This window comes from Zooshikella harenae, assembly GCF_018837975.1.
GTDB lineage: Bacteria > Pseudomonadota > Gammaproteobacteria > Pseudomonadales > Zooshikellaceae > Zooshikella > Zooshikella harenae.
Genome location: NZ_JAGSOY010000021.1, coordinates 1 through 18,103, shown reverse-complemented (window position 1 = coordinate 18,103; position 18,103 = coordinate 1). Strand labels below are relative to the sequence as shown.

Here is an 18,103-nt window from a genome sequence, read left to right as displayed (position 1 = left end):
GCCCGATGCTGTAAGACAAACGACGTCATCTAACCGCAACATTCCTTATACAAAAAGTAGATGGTTGCGGTATTTTTGCCAACTTTCGTATGATGTTCCTTGTATAAAGGGTCTATAAATATTGTTTATTAAGTGTACATACTACAACTGTAATCACTTATTAAAAATGAAAACAGCTGTTGTTTAAACGTCAAAAGTTTAAATGTTAAAATCAGCGATAACAGGGCAGTGGTCTGAAGGCTTTGACATAGCCCGTGTATCATAGTCAATCTGGCATTGAGTGAGTTGTGAGAGCAATGGTGAGGTTGCCAATATTAAATCAATGCGTAATCCTCGCTTAGGTTCTCGCTCAAAGCCTTTGCTACGATAATCAAACCAGCTAAATCGATCGTCTGTGTTAGGGTGAAGATGGCGATAGCAATCATTGAGTCCCCAGCTTATTACCTGTTGTAACCATTCACGCTCTTCAGGAAGAAAGCAGCACTTGCCAGTGCGCAGCCATCGTTTGGCGTTATCTGCACCAATTCCAATATCCAGATCCAGTGGCGCTACATTCATATCACCCACTACTACAAGAAAATCTTGAGGTTGGTGCTGTTGCTGGAGCATATGCTGTAAAGCTTGGTAAAAGGCGCGCTTATTAGGGAATTTGCTGGGGTGTTCCCGACTTTCCCCCTGTGGAAAGTAGCCGTTAATTAAGCGTAAAGAGTGGCCTGCGGGGGTGTTGAAACTGGCAGAAATAAGTCGTCGCTCATCATTAGGTGTATCACTAGACATGCTTGTTAGCAGGGACTCATTAAAGCCATACTGTACATCTTGGGCAGTTAACTTGCTGATCAGTGCAACACCATAATGGCCTTTTTGACCAAAATAAACGACCTGATAACCTTGCGCTTCAATTTCGCTAACCGGAAATAATTCATCAGCCACCTTAATTTCTTGTAATGCAAGCACATCTGGCTGATAAGTGGCGAGCAGTGAGTTTATCTGATGCAGTCGGGCACGTATGCCATTACAGTTAAATGAGATAATTCGCACTTTTAGACCATCCTAACATTGGTTGGATAATATAATAGATCGACAGCTGTTTTATTAAAAGGCAGGATTTGTAGGGAATAAGGCATATATCCTACACGCTGATCATGCAGTTGTAGCTTTTTAGCGAAATGATAATAAGTTAGTGTCTAACCCTCAACCTATACTAAATAGATAAATAACAACAATACCACCAGCACTTATATACCTCGTGAGTACAGAGGAAGGCTCATAATTAGCGTGCTGGTAAACAATAATAATCAGGGAAGTAGGGTTTGGTGAGGTGAGTATGTTAACAGCAAGTCAACACGCTGATGAGTTAGTAATTTTAGAGGTTGGAGCAGAGACAGAGCGTGAAGCTCGTTCTTTATTATTTCATTCATATAGTCAGGAACCAGCTTACCAGTATTTACTTAATGCAGAAAAAACTGGCTATGAACAGCGGGTGAGGGCAGTTATCCGCGAAACGGTCAATCTTCATTTTGCTGAACAGCAGCCTGTATTAGCACTGTATAAGGCGAATAGAGTGATAGGTTTTGCTTTTATCTTAACACCATCAATGACGGCAGATCTTTACAACCATTTCCGGTGGCGTTGGCGAATGATCTTAACCGCAGGTTTTTCGGCCACAGAGCGCTTTTTGGACTATCGCCAGCAAGTTGAAGCAATACTCCCTAAACAGCCATTGCATCGATTAGCCTTTATTGCGATACACCCACAGCAACAGCATCAAGGTTATGGCTTGGAGTTTATGAATAGTATTCATAGCTACTGTGCTAAGGATAAAAACTCTGTGGGTGTTGTGCTAGATACTGGAAACCCTAGGTATATAGCATTTTTTGAAAGGATAGGTTATCAGAGCCTTGGCTCTGTTCATGTTGGTGACATAATTGAAAATGTGTTTTTTCGACCGATTTCCTCACATAAAACAGCCTGACAGTGAGTTAACGTCAACTGTAGGCTGTTTGGTTAGGGGGTTGAGTTAATGTTGGGCGAGACCGGAAAGTAATCCTTCCAACTGCAAGTTGAGCAGTTGATCTACCGGCGACCAGGGGATTTGCTTGATCGTCAGCACATTATTGACGATACCTTGCACACTACACATTAACATGTGTCCAACCAACTCATGGTTATCTTCAGTGAACATATTTTGCTGACAGCAAGCTTCTACTGCTTTAAACAGTCGCTGAAAGAACCGTGATTCCAAGACAATCCTACTGGCATCTTGGTCCTGGTCAGGTGTGGAGTTCAAGTCTTCAATTGAAAAGATCACCCGAAAACGGTCTGGGTGCTCCAGCCAATAGCTGACATACGCTTGAAGGGAAGCCTTAATTATCTCCTTAGGAGACAGGTTGGATGGGATATGTTCGTCAGCATAATCTGCAAGCTGTGCGAAAATATCTATCCAAATAAAGTGAAGAAGAGAGCGCTTATTTTCAAAGTAGTAATAAAGCGTTCTTGGTGTGCATCCCACTTTAGCTGCAATTTTTCTGACAGAGACTTGCTCGAATCCGTCGTTCAAAAACAATTCCTTTGCTACATCAATAATCCGATTACGTATAGCAGCCTGCTCTTCAGGGGACTTTGGGGGCCGACCCTGTTTTCGCTTCGCGATATTATTTGCATTATCCACTGCTAAAAACACCTCTTATTGATAGCAGTTAAGCCAGAAAGCCGATCATTATTATCGTTTTGGATTAAATTGGGGAAGCGAGTAGGAATATAACAGAAAACCGTGTGAGTATGAGCTACTTCTTAGTAACAATAAGAACAATAAATTTACGGAATCGTAAAGATTAGTTACTTTTTATAATATGTGATGTATTTATTTGGCAAAGCGTCAGTACTAGTGTAGACGAATTGCGATACAGCAATAGAGTTACTATTAAAAGTGTTTTAGAGCAGAATAAATAGTGTAGATTATACTTAAAATAAGTCACTCAAGTGCTTGAAACTAATAATAAAAGCCAAGCACTTGTTGCCTCTTTTGTGATCCAAGAGTTATTTCAGCAATTCCTCCAAGTCAGCTTGATGGCTCTTGCCAGTGCTAACAAGATAATCTTCCATAGAAGGGAAATGTTTGATAATACGGTTAAGGCGTAACATCGCCATGAGGCCCATAGGTTGTCCATCTGCACCAATTAGAATGAGCTTTTTACCTTTTTCCTTTGATTTTTTATAGAAGTGGACCAGTGTTCCTATACCGGTTGAATCTAAGAAGAGTACCGCACTTAGGTCGACTAACATATCTCCTTCAGCACGATCAATTAATTTGTCAAAGATAGGGCGGATTTTAGCAGCGGTTTTAGCATCGAAGTCACGATTGAGCGCAATGACAATACTGTCATGGCATTTATAAAGCTTAAATTCCATACCGATTGATCCCTTTCTCGCGGCACTTTACTTTGAGTTTAGTATAGCTGGTGACATCATCCCTGTGTGGGGAACAACAAAAAAATACGGCAGATAATATATGTTTATACGCTACAGCTGCTAGGGTGCGATCATAGCGGCAATAATAATGATGCACAACATTTCAATTTGGTGAAAATCCTAGTATTTTGCAGTAGCGTATTATAGCGCGTACAACACATGTTACATGTTGAGTGTGATTACATAACAGCTGATGATGCTGGAAAATAGTCATATGCATTTAATAAAAAGGCTTAGTAAATAAGTAGAAGAGAGTGCTATGAAAATAAAAAGTCCATCTGCTTGGTCTACCATCTTTTGTTTAAGTGTATTAAGCATACTGCTTTCAGGTTGTGCTTCTTGGAACGGTAATAGTCAGTACACACTAGATAAAACCTATAAAATAACCTTATTACATACCAATGATCATCATGGTCGTTTTTGGCCAAATAACCATGGTGAATATGGTATGGCTGCACGAAAAACATTGATTGATCAAATTCGTCAGGAAGTAAAAGCTGACGGAGGGCATGTCTTACTGTTATCCGGTGGTGATATTAATACAGGCGTGCCAGAGTCTGATTTGCAGGATGCTGAGCCTGATTTTAAAGGTATGAATCATATTGGTTATGATGCCATGGCGCTGGGTAATCATGAGTTTGATAACCCATTAACAGTACTTCGTAAGCAAGAAGAATGGGCTAACTTCCCATTGCTATCTGCCAATATTTATGACAAACAGGGCAATCGCCTGTTCGATGCCTACCATATGTTTAACCTCAATGGCGTTAAAGTGGCAGTAATGGGGCTGACAACGGAAGATACGGCTAAGTTGGGTAACCCAGAATATATTTCTGCTTTTGACTTTAGAAACCCTGTAGAGGTAGCAGGAAAATTAGTCCCCACATTAAGAAAACAAGCGGATATTGTTATTGCCGCAACGCACATGGGGCATTATCCCAATGCTAAGCACAGTATTAATGCACCTGGTGACGTCACGTTGGCAAGAAAAGTCAATGGTATTGATATCATTGTCGGTGGTCACTCTCAAGATCCTTTATTTGAGCCAGATGTGCAAAATGGCACAGCGATCTTACAGGCTTATGAATGGGGTAAATATGTGGGCCGTGCTGACCTTGAATTTAAAAACGGCCAGTTAAAACTCGTCAAATATCGTTTGATTCCCATTAATTTGAAACAAAAAGATGAGCAAGGCAAGCGCGTGTTCATCGAGCAAGAAATTAAGCCAAATGAACAATTAAAAGCATTTTTAACACCGTACCAGGAAAAAGGTCAGGCTCAGTTAGGCCAGGCTATTGCGCAAACCAATGGTAAGCTGGAAGGTGATCGCCATGTGGTTCGGTTTAAGCCAACTAACCTTGGTGTGCTGATTGCGCGTTCTCAGAAAGAAAAAACACAAGCTGATTTGGCTGTAATGAACTCTGGGGGGGTGCGTGACAGTATTGAAGGAGGTACAGTCACTTATAAAGATGTGCTAATTGTACAACCCTTTGGCAACATGGTGGCTTATGTAGACTTAACAGGTAAAGAGTTATTGGATTACTTGCGAGTTATTGCTAGTAAACCAGTAGACTCTGGTGCTTTTGCTCAGTTTGATGGTGTTAAGCTACTAATCAAGAAAGGTAAATTGATTTCTGCAACAGTTAAAGGAAAAACCATTGATGCCAGCAAAACCTATCGTTTAGCGATTAACAGCTACATAGCCGCTGGTGGTGATGGTTATCCAAAAATGGATGGGCATCCAAACTATGTAAACACAGGCTTTGTGGATGCTGAGGTATTGAAGGCCTATTTGGAAAGCCGTTCACCTATTAATGTGGCAGACTTTGCGCCAGGTGATGCGGTTGTTCGCCAGTAATTGAAAAATAGAAGTGAAGACATTGAAAAGCGCTCAAAATGAGCGCTTTTTTCTTAATAGAAAAGTTAGACCATCCCAACATTGCTTTAATGATAAGCACTATAAACATCGTAACGAAACAGTTTTCAACAAATAATCTAATTAAAACAATGAAGTAGAGTTGTCGAGAAGTGTGTTAACTCAAAATAACACCTAATTTAACATAATATACATTATGCGAAGTTAGGTGTTGGGTGAGGTATATACAAGTTAGTATTACCTTAGGTTCGCTAAGTAATGAGCGCCTTTCGGATGAACTGTGTCCAACTCAAATAAATGGCGGTTAACACCGTACTTTGCTAAAGCGTTATCAACCAGTTTAATAAGAAAATCATGGCTGCCATGTGCTGCTTCGGCGCAGCCATAAATACGAGCAAAATCAGAAAGGACTTTAATAGGCTTAAAGGAAAGTATTAATAGCTCGCTCTCTAGTTCATCCCAGGAAAAATGCGCTAAGTCCTGATTCTTCAATGATACAATCACAGCGTAGTTTGGTTCTTGCACGATGTTTGCCTCCCTACTAAAAATAAAAATCCTTTGAAACAACATCTAAGAATAGAACACTTGAAGAACGTCATGCGATGTATTCTGGTTGTAATAGTTCACCAATGGCTTCAGCGAGTGCACTATCTTTTGCCATCAACTGTTTTAGTTTTTCACCAGGTAACCAGAGCATATTCACTAAACTCATCGCTTGATAATCACCTGGACTGACGCCACTAAGTAAAGACAAGGATCCAATTAGTTCACCAGGCCCAAGGGTTTTTCTGAATTTTTTACCTAAATGATATTCGTAAGCTTCAATTGAACCTTTGGCGATGATTCCTAAGCCGTAAAATGGTTTGCCTTGATGAATAACCCATTCCCCACTGCTGAAAAGCGTGTTTTCAATGATTTTGATGAGCTGCTGCTGTGTTTCTTCTGATAAGTTTTTACACCAGCTTAGCTGGCCAAGTAACTCTTCTGGTGAAGCAGGTTTGGCGAATGTGGCAACGCGCTGGAGTCGTGCCATACGTTGCTCGATAGATTGCACTAAGCGCTTGGCTTCAGGCTTATCTAAGACTGCCTGATTGAGTAATTGCTTGACCACTGTGCGTTCACGATTAAGCAATGTCCGAATTGCTGAATGGGTTTCGAGGGTGTGTACTAGATCTGGGAAGGTATTACGTAGTTGCTCAATATACTCTTGAGTTTTTTGTTTGTTTTGGACGATGAGTTGTTTAACGGCGACGGCTTCTTCTTCATTGGGTGCTAATGAGGGTATGTAGCTTTCTAAGTGATCTTGAGCCTGAATAAAACCACGTGCTATTTCGTAGCCAAGGGTTATCCTTGAAAAGCTTAATGATACAGCGATTTTTTTGATACCTCTTATATTACGTAAGAGGTGTAACAAGTGTGGGGTTTGCCAGTATCGGTATAAGGTTTCCCGAGGGGCAATTTTAGGCTCACCATCCAGGGCGTGTTCAACAGCTTCCACCAGCTTGTTTGTAGACTGTTTACCTAATGTTCCCTGCTCAAACTGCAACCAGTAATGTTGGCGTTCGGTCTCCAGTAAGCGACGGCGGAAAGCAATTGTAAGTTCTGGCGAGGATATTTGGCTTGGTTCATTGTCTTTTACTTCTATTGGTCTGAGCAGCCCCGTATTATGTTTGACCTCATCCCAGTCAGCACCCTTTAAAAAACTATTGCCCATCAGCTTTGGCAGTAACTGTAGTAAGTCTTCAGTGATTAATCGTTTAGCTTTCTCTACAGTGGCTTGTTTAGCTGCAGGAAGTTGGTTGAGATGCAAACGAGCGAGTACCCAGCTCATGGTAGAGCCATTAATAACAATACTTAGGACGACAATACCTGCACATAAAAACAGTACCTGGTCCCCTACTTCTTTTGGTAATAGATTTTCCTGCGCAACGATCAGTGCTAGCGCTAATGATACAGCACCGCGTAAGCCTCCCCAGGTTAGTACGATAGCTTTTTCGCGTGTGATACCACCACTGAACTGTTTTAGTAAGGGGGTGAGGATAAATACTGAGAAGGTTCGAATAACCTGAATACCAAAATATAGAATACCCAGTGTGACCCATGATTCTGGGTTATCCCATTGGACCCGGCTGGCAATGAGCACTCCGACAAGTAAAAAAATCAGGGTGTTGGCCATATGAGCCATCATCCCCCAGAAGTTATGTAAGAACTCCCCTACTTCTGGTGATATTCGTGTGCGCCCTATTCCGGCAAACATGAGTGCTAGGGCAACAACAGCCACAATGCCAGAGACATGAAGGCTTTCGGCGATATAATACACTAAATAGGCTGTGGCAATTGATAATGTAATCTCAATAAGCGGATCATTAAAGACTTTGCCAATCCAGATCATCACTAAGCCACCTGCTACCACACCTACCAGTAATCCAGCCACAACGACCCAGGTAAAATTTGTTGTCAGGTTTAATAAACTGATTGGCTGGCTGGTTTGAGTACTGATGACCCAGCCATAAAACAGTGTAAATAGCACAATCGCTGTGCCATCATTTAACAGTGACTCACCTTCCAGTAAGGTTTCCAGTCGTTTACGGGAACTGACTTCTTTTAACAGAGCAACGACGGCAACGGGGTCTGTAGCACTGATCAGTGCGCCAAACATCAAACAGAGTGCCCAGCTCCAGTCCCAGGGAAACATCCACTTTGCCAAACTGGCGGTCAGGGTAGTGGCAATAATTAGTCCAGGTACAGCTAATAGTGCAATTTGGGCAAATATACGGCGAAATAAGTGGACTTCTAATGAAAATGCACTTTCAAATATCAGTGTGGGCAAAAATAAAAATAAGACAAGATGGGGATCAACACCTGCTACCAGGGCCAGCGTATTATCGAGGAGTGGTGTATATTGCTCAATAATGCCACTACGCTGTAAATAACCAAGGCATAAACCAATGGTCAATAAACAAACGGTATAAGGCAGTTGGATACTTTTTACAAGGCTTCTAACACCTGCACCGATTATTAGCGCAAGACTGACAAATATTAAAATCAGAACACCAGCTTCAGCTTCGCTATGCATGTTTCTGGTCCCTGGGGGGATAGCGTAAGTGCTAGAGCAATGAGATGTATATCATCAGACGCCTACAGGATATCAGGTGGTTTGAACTTGAGGTACTTTTTCCAGGCGCCGCCAGCCATCTGCAGTCAGACGAACATGGGTAATGATGCGATCATCTGTCATATCAAGCTCAACCAAGTTGTCATCTTCGAGTAGAAATAAGTATTTGGTTAATTGTTCACCTTCTTCCAGGCTGTAATGGTCGGAATTGGCAATTTCACTACGTAGAAAGTCATACTCAACAAAGGGTGCGGGCTGGTCATGAATCAGCTTGAGTAAGCGGTTGATATAATGAAGATCCATTATGCACCTCGTGATGTTTACCTGCTTCATGCCAGGTCTATTTACTCGACCTGGCATAGGCGATTATTGCATTATTTTTTCAAGTATAAATTATCATAGCAGTAATTTGTCGCTTCGATGTATCCTTCTACACTACCGCAATCAAATCTTCTTCCCTTAAATTTGTAACCTAGCACACATCCATTCTTGGCTTGAGATAATAGTGCATCCGTAATTTGTACCTCACCATTTTTACCTGGGGGTGTGTTACGGATAATCTCAAAAATATCGGGCGTTAATATATAACGGCCAATAATGGCTAAATTACTCGGAGCACTCTCAGGTTTTGGCTTTTCAACCATGTTGGTGATACGAAACAGATCTTCACGAATAATATCACCAGCAATGACACCATACTTATGGGTCTGATCCTTTGGTACTTCTTGTATAGCCACTATGCTGCAACGGAATTGGTTATACAGTCTAACCATTTGGGATAAGACACCATCATCGGGGTGGATGCATAGGTCATCTGCCAGTACCACTGCAAAGGCTTCATCACCAATAATGGCTCGGCCAGTCAAAATAGCATGCCCTAGCCCTTTCATTTCACGTTGACGTGTGTAGGAAAAGGTGCAGCTTTCAATGAGGTGGCGGATGTCTTTGAGGGTTTCTTCTTTACTGGTGCCCTTTATTTGATGCTCAAGCTCGTAGTTGATGTCGAAGTGATCGGCCAGCGCGCGTTTGCCCCGCCCTGTCACAATACATATTTCATTGAGTCCAGCCTCAAGTGCTTCTTCAACACCATATTCAATAAGGGGCTTATTGACGATGGGCATCATTTCCTTAGGCATTGACTTGGTTGCAGGCAAAAACCGAGTTCCATACCCAGCCGCGGGAAATAAACATTTTTTAATCATTCGTAAAAAATACCTTAACTTTGTCAGTTAGTTAACGAATAAACACTTTGCTTTATGCGCATGCATGTTTTTTTACTGATTACTGCGGCCATAAACATCATCAAACCTGACAATATCATCCTCTCCTAAATAACTGCCTGACTGCACTTCTATAAGTTCTAGCGGTATTTTGCCTGGGTTTTCAAGACGATGTTTGTCGCCAAGTGGAATATAAGTTGACTCATTTTCTGAAACAAGAAACGTTTTTTCACCACAGGTTACCTTAGCGGTGCCTTTGACGACGATCCAGTGTTCAGCACGATGAAAGTGCTTTTGTAAAGACAGACTAGCACCTGGCTTAACAGTTATCCGCTTCACTTGAAAACGATCTTCCTCATCAATGCCTTCATAGCATCCCCAAGGGCGGTAAACTTGTTTATGAAGTTGATATTCAGTGCGCTCTTGAGCTGCGAGCTGATTTACCAATTGTTTTACGGATTGAACCTGATCTTTATTGGCAACAAGTACGGCATCTTTGGTTTCCACAATGACTAGATTAGATACGCCAACGGTGGTGACAAGTCGATGCTCAGCGCGAATGTAACAGTCATGAGTACTTTCCACAAGCACGTCACCACGTTGAACATTGCCATTAGTATCTGGGGGGGTGAGATCGGCCAGGGCTGTCCAGGAACCTACATCACTCCAACCTAAGTCTGCGGGAATAACGACACTTGACTGGGTATGCTCCATCACCGCGTAATCAATAGAGTCTGCTGGGCTAGCCGCAAAGGCTGCTTGGTCTAAACGGACAAAGTCTAGATCTACGACAGCCTGCTCAAAGGCTTGTTGGGTTGCCTGGTGAATTTGGGGGGCAAATTGTTTTAGCTCTTGTAAATAGCGATCTGCTCTAAACATGAACATACCACTGTTCCAGAAGTGGTGGCCTGATTGGGTATATTGCTTGGCAGTCTCAGCATTTGGTTTTTCTACGAACTGGGAGATATGACGAACCCCAGCACTAAGTTCTTCATCTGCATCGATATAGCCATAACCTGTTTCAGGGTAATCTGGGACAATACCAAATGTAACCAGCTTACCCGCTTGAGCTTGTTTGTTGCCTTGAGCTATTACTTGATGGAAGTTGGTTAAGTTGGCAATGGTGTGATCTGCAGGTAGCACCAGCAGGATGGCTTCCGCATCAATGGCCATAGCTTGCCAAGCAGCAATAGCAATAGCTGGCGCGGTATTGCGGCCAACGGGTTCCAATAGAATACGGGTGGCTGGCTTATTGATGGTATGCAACTGTTCAGCAACCATAAAGCGATGAGCTTCATTGCATACGACAATAGGGGCTTGTAAGTCTGGTGTACTGGGTAGTCTTAGGACAGTGTCCTGCAGGAGACTGGTATCCTGATTAACCAAGTTTAAAAGTTGCTTAGGGTAAAGCTCCCGAGATAACGGCCAAAGTCTTGATCCTGTTCCGCCAGATAAAATTACGGGAATCAGCATGAATATTCCTTACTCGTAGTTGCTTGCAGGTCTGTCTGATGAATAAAAATTGATCATCATAGTTTCATTAAATTTGAGGCTAGTATACACTCGATTCCGAAGTTTTTTCTTCTTGACTTTTTGATTATTAAAACAAATCAATAAGTTATAGAAATAGGCTGCCATATGGCAACAAGTGTTTACTAACTATGTATACACTGATCCTTGGAGCTTTTAGTTTTGCAAGCATTAAAAACTTCGGAATCGAGTATACAGGGTGATTTGTGCGTTCTTTTTTAAATAACACTGATTTTGGCATTTTTCTTTAGTCTGAAAGCAACACTTTAATGATGATTACTATTGGTGGATGAATCTTATAATTCTTAATGAGGATCAAAAATAACAAAAACTGACGTATATTTTAAGAAATCATGCTGACATTTTAAGTGAATACATAAAAACTTACCTAGGCTTATGACCCAGCTCAACAGGCTTAAGAGCTGGGTATGCGCATTTTAAAGCTTTAATGTTAGGACTGTTGTTTGTTTGAGTGGCTTGGAGCAGAGGGTTGCGTTTGATGTTTGGGAGTAGCCTCTGCTGGTCGCTGTTTAGGCTTTGCCAGCCATTCATGGCCTTTTAACAGCATTTTCCAATACATAAAGGGCAATCCATGGGTTTTCAACTGCCAGTAGCTACGTCTTGCAATCGTTGGGTTGAGTGGTAGCGTAGGTAGCAGTTTTCCATCATAACCGAACTCTGCAAGAATCACTTTTCCGTGCTCAACAGTGAGTGGACAGGCACCATAGCCATCATAGCAGGCTGTGAGTGAGTGACCTTTTAAAAATGCCAGTAAATTTTCTGCAACCACAGGTGCTTGTTTGCGGATTGCGGCGGCTGTTTTTGCGTTACTGGTTGAAGCAACGTCTCCTAAGCTGAAGATATCATCAAACTGGTTATGTCTTAGTGTGTAAGGATCAACATCGACCCAGCCAGCTGCATTGCTTAGTGGGCTGCTACGAATAAATGCAGGTGCCTGTTGGGGAGGTACAGCGTGGAGGAAATCAAATGGTTTACCAATGGTTTCCATTTGGCCATCTGCTGAGGTTTGAGAAAAATAAGCTGTTTGAGTATTTACATCCACTTCTATTAGATTGGAATTATAGAGCAGATTTACTCCGTAGCGCTCAATATAGCGTTGTAGTGCTGGTACAAATGTGGATACGCCAAATAAGGCAGCTCCTGCTATATGAAACTCAACGTCGATTTGTGCTAAGTGCTGTTGTTGTCGCCAGTAATCACATGACAAATAAACCGCCTTCTGTGGTGCGCCTGCACATTTGATAGGCATCGTGGGTTGAGTAAAAATCGCTTTGCCTTTACTCAAACTTTTCACTTGTTGCCAGGTATAAGGTGCAAAATCTAAGTGATAATTGGAGGTAATCCCCTGTTGTCCAAGTGCTTCTGGTAAGCCTTTGATGGCTTGCCAGTTCAGACTGAGTCCAGGACAGACGACAAGTGTTTGATAGTTTAACTGCTCTTTATTACTGAGGCTGACAAGACGCTGGTAAGGATCAATGGTTGTGGCTTCTGCTTTAATCCAGGTTACTTGTTTAGGTAATGAATCTGCAGTTTTATGGATGGTTTGCGCTTGAGTAAACACCCCTGCTCCAACTAATGTCCACCCAGGCTGGTAATAATGATGCTCACTGGGTTCAACAATGACAATACGCAGCTGTTTTGTCCTTTTTAGTAAGCTGCTAGCGCAGGCTGTTCCCGCAGCCCCACCACCAATAATAACCACATCATAACGTGATGATGGAGATATTTTTTTATGGTTAGCGGTTTCAACTGAGGGTTGGGAAAGGCTATGTTTCGTTTCTGGCATTAGTTACTGTCCTTAGTGGTGTTAGTGTTTGGTAGTACGCCGTAGCAATGACTCCTTTATTGCTCGGCTCTATTAATACGTTGTCGGTATGACCTTATATACCGATTTTGTTGTATCCTTTGAAGATTGATCTAAATGCCGAATACACAGGCAAAATATCCTGATGCTGCTACACAGCACTTTTCGATTGTGTGCTTATCTATGTTGCATGATCAGTTTGTTTGGATGCTTATTGTTTGTCCAGCGGGATGTGCTGCTCTTGCAGTCTATTTCTTTCAACTGCAGCACCACTATCAAGCATTTGTATAAGTGTATGACATAAGTCTTGCCAATATAATACTTATATGTATAATACGCCTCGTCGCTGAGGGGAAACGGCCCAGCAAAGCAGCAAACATCACTGCTGAACAATGCCTAAACAGGAAAATCGTTTAGGTGGAATTGATTCATGATGATGGTTTGGTTTAACTGGTTTGCTATAGCTGATTAACAAGATTGACAAAATCGTCCTTTCAGTAGATTATTTCTAAGTATAATGCCCGGGTGGCGAAATTGGTAGACGCAAGGGACTTAAAATCCCTCGGAGGTTAACTCCGTGCCGGTTCAAGTCCGGCCCCGGGCACCACTTGTTTTATTTCAATGATTTTACCCTTCCTTTGCTTGATAAAGTAAAGTTTTACTTATTCTTTCGTATTTCTAAGATACTGATTAAGTTGTTTTGTTTTTGGCAATGTCTCTGTTTTTTTAAAACATTCTTTATGAAATTGTAAATACTTTTTTAAAGTGAGTCATTAGGCAAAAAATAAATCATATAAAGGTTTATTTGATAAAGCTGTAACCCTGCTCGGGTTTTTATATGATTTATTAACTCACCTACAGTCACTTTTTTAGTTTACTACAACGACTGATGCCAAAGGAAAATGCCCACACCCACCGCAATAACCGCTAACACGGCTAATATTATTTTAACCCAGCTGTAAGGGCGTTCACCTTGTACTTCACCAGTGCGGGCATTGACTAAAAAGCGGTAGACTTTTTCATGATAACGATACGCACTGATCCATACGGGCAATAAAATGTGCTTAAAGGATATATCCTTGTAGTGTGTGTTGACGGAATGAATGCGTTGATCATCTCCACCAATATCCCTTTTTATTGTTTCGCGTATTTCATCATCCATAATGTCTTTAGCCAATGTAAATCCCTGTCTTAAATTGACTTGATAGCTTTCAGCTTTGAAACCACTCAGATAATCATCCTTATAAGGCACTAAATTTTTTAAATCCCAGGGTTCAAGTGCCTCAGTGTATTTTCTAGGTAAAGTACGACTGGCTAAAACCAATACATCATTAAATAAATTAAAAACGCTACCCGTTGTTGAATACCAACGAGTACGTCGCTCTCGTTCGGTATAGGTTTCTTGCTTTCCTTCAGCATTAGTGCGAGTTTTGGTTACTGTAACATAATAATATTTACCTCGTTCTCCTGTGTAATCACTGGATGCTTTTGTATCAAACGTCCAATGTGGTACAAAAATACCATTTAATGCTGCATTGAGTCGTGCTTTCTTTTTTAACGCATTAGGGGCAAACCATAAGCTATTCAACCACTCTTTATAGCTTTTTTTAGCAGTATTTCGTTTGACGTTAAAAGGCAATAAAGAGCGAGGCTTGATGAGTTTTTTTGAGTGTGCGGTTGATACTATTTCACTGCCACAAAACGCACATTCCTGTGATGTAACATTGGCTTCAGAAGTAGACTCAGCACCACAAGCATTACATTTAATGTAAAGCTTTTCTTCTGTCGCATCCCCCGCTTCTGCTTTATTTAAATATTCATAATAATCAAGCTCTTCAATTGTTTCCTTGCTGGTTTTGATGTCATTTTTAAAATTACAGTACTGACACACTAATGCTTGAGTTCCAGGTTTAAATGTTAATTTGGCTCCACACTGTTGGCACTTAAAGTTACTACTGATCTGAGGTGCAGATTGATTTGTATCTGTATTTTCTTGTTTGGGAGGAATGGGTGGAGGACTGCTGGCCATAGGTACGACTCACTGTTACTTGTGTTGATAATCGAAACCAGCGTCCATGCTGGATGAAAAGTATTATTGTGGTGGTAAGGGTGGTGGCGTAGCAGTAAATAGTTGACTTAATGTCTCAACGTCTGATGCTTTTTCCCAATTACTCATCCCTTCACACCAAACTAAACTTTCCCTGGTGACTGAGCCATTATTGACTAATAGCTGTAGCTGACTTATTGGCATAGGACCCTGCTGTTGACCGTTAATGGCGACATAAAAGGGTTTCTCTTGTGGTAATGGTGGTGGCACTGCAGCTGAAGTCTGGCTATGTGTTTGAGACTGTTGATTGTGCTGCATGTTTTGCCCCATCTGATTTGCCATCGCGAAGCCCATGCCCATTCCTCCACCAGCCAAGCCTCCTTCATTTTCGGCGGCTTTTTCGATAGCGGTTGCTGTTTGGAACTGGGTGTACTGTTGCAAGTTGCCCATAATGCCCATACTTGTACGTTTATCCAGTATTTCTTCGACAGCAGTGGGTAATGATATGTTCTCTACCAGCATTTTGGTGATTTCCATACCATAGGCCAAAAAGTCATCATGAATTTTTTGGCAGATAAACTCGCCTAATTCATCATAATTAGCGGCCATATCCAATATAGGGATTTTTGTCTCGCCAAGAATATCAGCAAAACGGGAAACAATAAGGTTTCTTAATTGGCTGGTAATTTCATTGGTGGTGAAGTGTCCATCAGTGCCTACAATTTCTTTAATAAAGCTTGTGACATTTGTTATGCGAATAGCATATGTACCAAAGGCACGAATTCGCATAGGGCCAAACTCAGGATCACGGAGGGTAATTGGGTTTTTGGTTCCCCATTTTAAATCCGTAAAACGGCGGGTATTGATGAAATAAATTTCAGCTTTAAAGGGGCTGTGAAAGCCATGCTTCCAGCCTTGTAAGGTTGATAAGATAGGTAAATTATCTGTTTCTAAGCTGTAGTCTCCCGGTTCAAATATATCAGCAATTTTGCCCTTATTGATAAATACTGCGATCTGAGACTCTCGGACAATGAGCCTGGCGCCCATTTTGATTTCGTTATTATATCGTTCAAAGCGGTAAACCATGGTATCGCGGCTATCATCAGTCCATTCAATGATGTCGATAAATTCGCCACGAATTTTATTAAAAAGGTCCATTGCTACATCCTTCTCTACTAATCCTACTTCAAAGCAAAAAGAGGCACATTACTAATAATAGCATTACATAAGATGTAGCCAATGTGCTAAAAATTAATCACCTTTTAGCTTGCTAATAAGTCACGGTATTGCCCTTTTATCAATTCAACCGTGTCACTGGTAGTACTTTGAAATAGCAGGCACAGCTGGTGATTAAAACGAGTGAGCTTGAGCGTGCCATTTTCGCCTAGCTGAGCATTAGTGATTAATGATGAATTACTCCAACCTACTTCCAGTTGAGTGCCATAGCCATTTGACGTAGTTTGTTGCTGAGCTGGGTTATAGGACACTCTATACTGTGCCGTTAATATACCGGCTAACGAAAAAGTCTCAGTCATTAACTGCTGTTGTGAAATGCCAGGATGAACAAGATGAAGAACGCCATCAAGCTCGGCACAGGCTAAAGGTGTTTTGCCCTTGATATGTATTGCCGAGGGTTCGTTTTCTCCTGGGGTAACTGGGTTGGGTGTATGGGCATAATGACACAATGGAAAAGCATTTTTTGACCACTGAAACTGAACAGCATCATCACAGGGACCTGCATATTTACTCTCTGCTACAGTAACAACATTCCAGGGGGCTAAATTGCATGTTGTGCAGACTTGGGTTTGGCTTTTTGACGTTGGATATAATAGGTAGAGGCTAGCCCCCAGATTACCAAGTTGTATTGAATTTTCGACTTGATGCCCTATTGCTTGAGGTGGATGCCACTGGCCATTTTGATACAACTGCCATTGAACGTGATGCTGTTCATCTTTAAAAGCCAAGGCTGCAAACTCTTGGCTATCAATGATAATAGAGTGCGTCAGACTCGTTAAATCTTGGACAAAAGTTGGATCAGTATTTGTGGTTTTAGCTTCTTGCCAGCCAGTGTTTAGCTGATAATTAAAGTGTAATAAATGATGATCAGTAGTTTCTATAAATAGACATAATTGATGATGCATTGCCAGTAGATGCACTGAAGTAACCTGGGCTTCTGTAATCAAGTCGCCTTCACTCCAACAGGTGCCATCATAAATATGACACATCACATTGTAGTTTTTAACAGAAACACAAAATAGTCGACTTGCAAATGATGTTGCGGTAAATGTTTTAACATTGATTAAAGGTGTTTTTTGCTTTTTACCCCAGGAAAATTGTTTTCCCCATAAAAATTGAAACCAGTTTGCGTACTGATCATTTTTACCCAGATGATTAAGATTAAAGTTTTTTTCGATGGTTTTTAACAAACTATAGTGATTATACCCTTCGTGCTGTTGACCTGGTTGAATCATATCACCAAGTAGTACCGTATAGATTTGGTTGGGTCCATCGTAAGTATACTTTTGGTGTTGGTCATAATCTGCCTCAAAATCGGCTTCATCAAAGGTGATAACAACCAGGGTTTTTTTCGGTAATAAACTATTGGGTCCAGGAAAACGTAAGTCACTAAAAAAACTTTCTAACCAGGTTGCCAATTGATTAACGAGAATAGGTGCGCGTTCATGTGGAGCTTTTTTAGTACCCAAGAGATAGTGACCATCACTCCACATGTTCGGCGTAAACCAGGCATATTCTGGTAAGGTGCCATGACAAATGGCTTTCCAAAAATCGGTTTCATTGCCAATTTTTTGCCAATGTTGTTTGTTTTGAACAATTCGGGTAAATGATGAAAAAGGATTATGTTTTTCTAAATAAGGGTACTCATCTTTGGGCTGTAAATTGGGGTGCCAGGGATTGTTTTCTGGGTTAAAACTTTCCATGTAAGCACGCCAGTCTACTTGCTCCGAAGATTCTTCAATTAAATCGACGATGGTTTTTTGGGTTAGTAATTTGGGGGGAGGTC

At 41.3% G+C, this 18,103-nt stretch carries 15 protein-coding genes and 1 tRNA gene; 4 read left to right on the top strand and 12 right to left on the bottom strand.

The features are described 5' to 3' along the window. Window positions 1–198: 198 nt before the first annotated feature. Window positions 199–1,038, bottom strand: a complete 840-nt coding sequence (gene xthA / locus KCG35_RS10670; protein ID WP_215819684.1) for an exodeoxyribonuclease III — start codon at window positions 1,036–1,038, stop codon at window positions 199–201. 286 nt (window positions 1,039–1,324) lie between these two features. Here xthA and KCG35_RS10665 point away from each other — a divergent pair, with 286 nt between their 5' ends. After that, entirely contained in the window at window positions 1,325–1,972 is a 648-nt protein-coding gene (locus tag KCG35_RS10665; RefSeq protein WP_215819683.1) for a GNAT family N-acetyltransferase, read from the top strand. A 45-nt stretch (window positions 1,973–2,017) separates the two neighbouring features. Here the strand turns inward: KCG35_RS10665 and KCG35_RS26940 are convergent, their stop codons facing one another. Next, complete coding sequence (locus tag KCG35_RS26940; protein WP_215819682.1) at window positions 2,018–2,668, bottom strand: TetR/AcrR family transcriptional regulator; 651 nt, start codon at window positions 2,666–2,668, stop codon at window positions 2,018–2,020. 368 nt (window positions 2,669–3,036) lie between these two features. Next, window positions 3,037–3,408: an STAS domain-containing protein gene (locus tag KCG35_RS10655; RefSeq protein ID WP_215819681.1), complete on the bottom strand. Its 372-nt coding sequence runs from the start codon at window positions 3,406–3,408 to the stop codon at window positions 3,037–3,039. Between the two features lie 319 nt (window positions 3,409–3,727). Between KCG35_RS10655 and ushA the strand changes: the two genes are divergently transcribed. Beyond that, entirely contained in the window at window positions 3,728–5,326 is a 1,599-nt protein-coding gene (ushA, locus tag KCG35_RS10650; RefSeq protein WP_215819680.1) for a bifunctional UDP-sugar hydrolase/5'-nucleotidase UshA, read from the top strand. 255 nt (window positions 5,327–5,581) lie between these two features. On the opposite strand, the gene KCG35_RS10645 is transcribed toward ushA, so the two are convergent. From KCG35_RS10645 to KCG35_RS10620, 6 genes are all read right to left on the bottom strand, one after another. After that, complete coding sequence (locus KCG35_RS10645) at window positions 5,582–5,869, bottom strand: hypothetical protein (RefSeq protein WP_215819679.1); 288 nt, start codon at window positions 5,867–5,869, stop codon at window positions 5,582–5,584. Window positions 5,870–5,939: 70 nt separating this feature from the next. Next, the gene (locus KCG35_RS10640) at window positions 5,940–8,420 is read right to left on the bottom strand and encodes a cation:proton antiporter domain-containing protein (RefSeq protein ID WP_215819678.1); all 2,481 of its coding nucleotides are present in this window, start codon (window positions 8,418–8,420) and stop codon (window positions 5,940–5,942) included. A gap of 72 nt (window positions 8,421–8,492) precedes the next feature. Continuing rightward, window positions 8,493–8,762 carry a hypothetical protein gene (locus KCG35_RS10635; protein ID WP_215819677.1) on the bottom strand — a complete coding sequence of 90 codons (270 nt, stop codon included), beginning with the start codon at window positions 8,760–8,762 and terminating at the stop codon, window positions 8,493–8,495. Between the two features lie 71 nt (window positions 8,763–8,833). Beyond that, window positions 8,834–9,661 (bottom strand): UTP--glucose-1-phosphate uridylyltransferase GalU, encoded by an 828-nt coding sequence (gene galU / locus KCG35_RS10630; RefSeq protein WP_215819676.1) that lies wholly within the window; start codon window positions 9,659–9,661, stop codon window positions 8,834–8,836. A 72-nt stretch (window positions 9,662–9,733) separates the two neighbouring features. Continuing rightward, window positions 9,734–11,152 carry a mannose-1-phosphate guanylyltransferase/mannose-6-phosphate isomerase gene (locus KCG35_RS10625; protein ID WP_215819675.1) on the bottom strand — a complete coding sequence of 473 codons (1,419 nt, stop codon included), beginning with the start codon at window positions 11,150–11,152 and terminating at the stop codon, window positions 9,734–9,736. 508 nt (window positions 11,153–11,660) lie between these two features. Then, window positions 11,661–13,016 (bottom strand): NAD(P)/FAD-dependent oxidoreductase, encoded by a 1,356-nt coding sequence (locus tag KCG35_RS10620; RefSeq protein ID WP_215819674.1) that lies wholly within the window; start codon window positions 13,014–13,016, stop codon window positions 11,661–11,663. 135 nt (window positions 13,017–13,151) lie between these two features. On the opposite strand from KCG35_RS10620, the gene KCG35_RS10615 reads away from it, so the two are divergent. Further along, window positions 13,152–13,325 (top strand): hypothetical protein, encoded by a 174-nt coding sequence (locus KCG35_RS10615; protein ID WP_215819673.1) that lies wholly within the window; start codon window positions 13,152–13,154, stop codon window positions 13,323–13,325. A gap of 228 nt (window positions 13,326–13,553) precedes the next feature. Further along, window positions 13,554–13,641, top strand: a tRNA-Leu gene (locus KCG35_RS10610). Between the two features lie 270 nt (window positions 13,642–13,911). Here KCG35_RS10610 and KCG35_RS10605 read toward each other — a convergent pair. The 3 genes from KCG35_RS10605 to KCG35_RS10595 form a co-directional block, all read right to left on the bottom strand. Continuing rightward, a complete protein-coding gene (locus tag KCG35_RS10605) occupies window positions 13,912–15,063 on the bottom strand; it encodes a TFIIB-type zinc ribbon-containing protein (RefSeq protein WP_215819672.1) in 1,152 nt (383 codons plus the stop codon). Between the two features lie 63 nt (window positions 15,064–15,126). Then, window positions 15,127–16,239: an SPFH domain-containing protein gene (locus tag KCG35_RS10600; RefSeq protein WP_215819671.1), complete on the bottom strand. Its 1,113-nt coding sequence runs from the start codon at window positions 16,237–16,239 to the stop codon at window positions 15,127–15,129. Between the two features lie 104 nt (window positions 16,240–16,343). Continuing rightward, the coding region (locus tag KCG35_RS10595; RefSeq protein WP_215819670.1) for an alkaline phosphatase family protein at window positions 16,344–18,103 on the bottom strand (1,760 nt) is incomplete at its 5' end.

What these genes read in the sequence shown, in the direction of transcription:
- KCG35_RS10635 (WP_215819677.1), bottom strand. Translation starts at nt 8,762, where the DNA reads ATGGATCTTCATTATATCAACCGCTTACTCAAGCTGATTCATGACCAG.
- galU (WP_215819676.1), bottom strand. Translation starts at nt 9,661, where the DNA reads ATGATTAAAAAATGTTTATTTCCCGCGGCTGGGTATGGAACTCGGTTT.
- KCG35_RS10600 (WP_215819671.1), bottom strand. Translation starts at nt 16,239, where the DNA reads ATGGACCTTTTTAATAAAATTCGTGGCGAATTTATCGACATCATTGAA.
- KCG35_RS10615 (WP_215819673.1), top strand. Translation starts at nt 13,152, where the DNA reads ATGCCGAATACACAGGCAAAATATCCTGATGCTGCTACACAGCACTTT.
- ushA (WP_215819680.1), top strand. Translation starts at nt 3,728, where the DNA reads ATGAAAATAAAAAGTCCATCTGCTTGGTCTACCATCTTTTGTTTAAGT.
- KCG35_RS10605 (WP_215819672.1), bottom strand. Translation starts at nt 15,063, where the DNA reads ATGGCCAGCAGTCCTCCACCCATTCCTCCCAAACAAGAAAATACAGAT.
- KCG35_RS10655 (WP_215819681.1), bottom strand. Translation starts at nt 3,408, where the DNA reads ATGGAATTTAAGCTTTATAAATGCCATGACAGTATTGTCATTGCGCTC.
- KCG35_RS10625 (WP_215819675.1), bottom strand. Translation starts at nt 11,152, where the DNA reads ATGCTGATTCCCGTAATTTTATCTGGCGGAACAGGATCAAGACTTTGG.
- KCG35_RS10640 (WP_215819678.1), bottom strand. Translation starts at nt 8,420, where the DNA reads ATGCATAGCGAAGCTGAAGCTGGTGTTCTGATTTTAATATTTGTCAGT.
- KCG35_RS10620 (WP_215819674.1), bottom strand. Translation starts at nt 13,016, where the DNA reads ATGCCAGAAACGAAACATAGCCTTTCCCAACCCTCAGTTGAAACCGCT.
- KCG35_RS10665 (WP_215819683.1), top strand. Translation starts at nt 1,325, where the DNA reads ATGTTAACAGCAAGTCAACACGCTGATGAGTTAGTAATTTTAGAGGTT.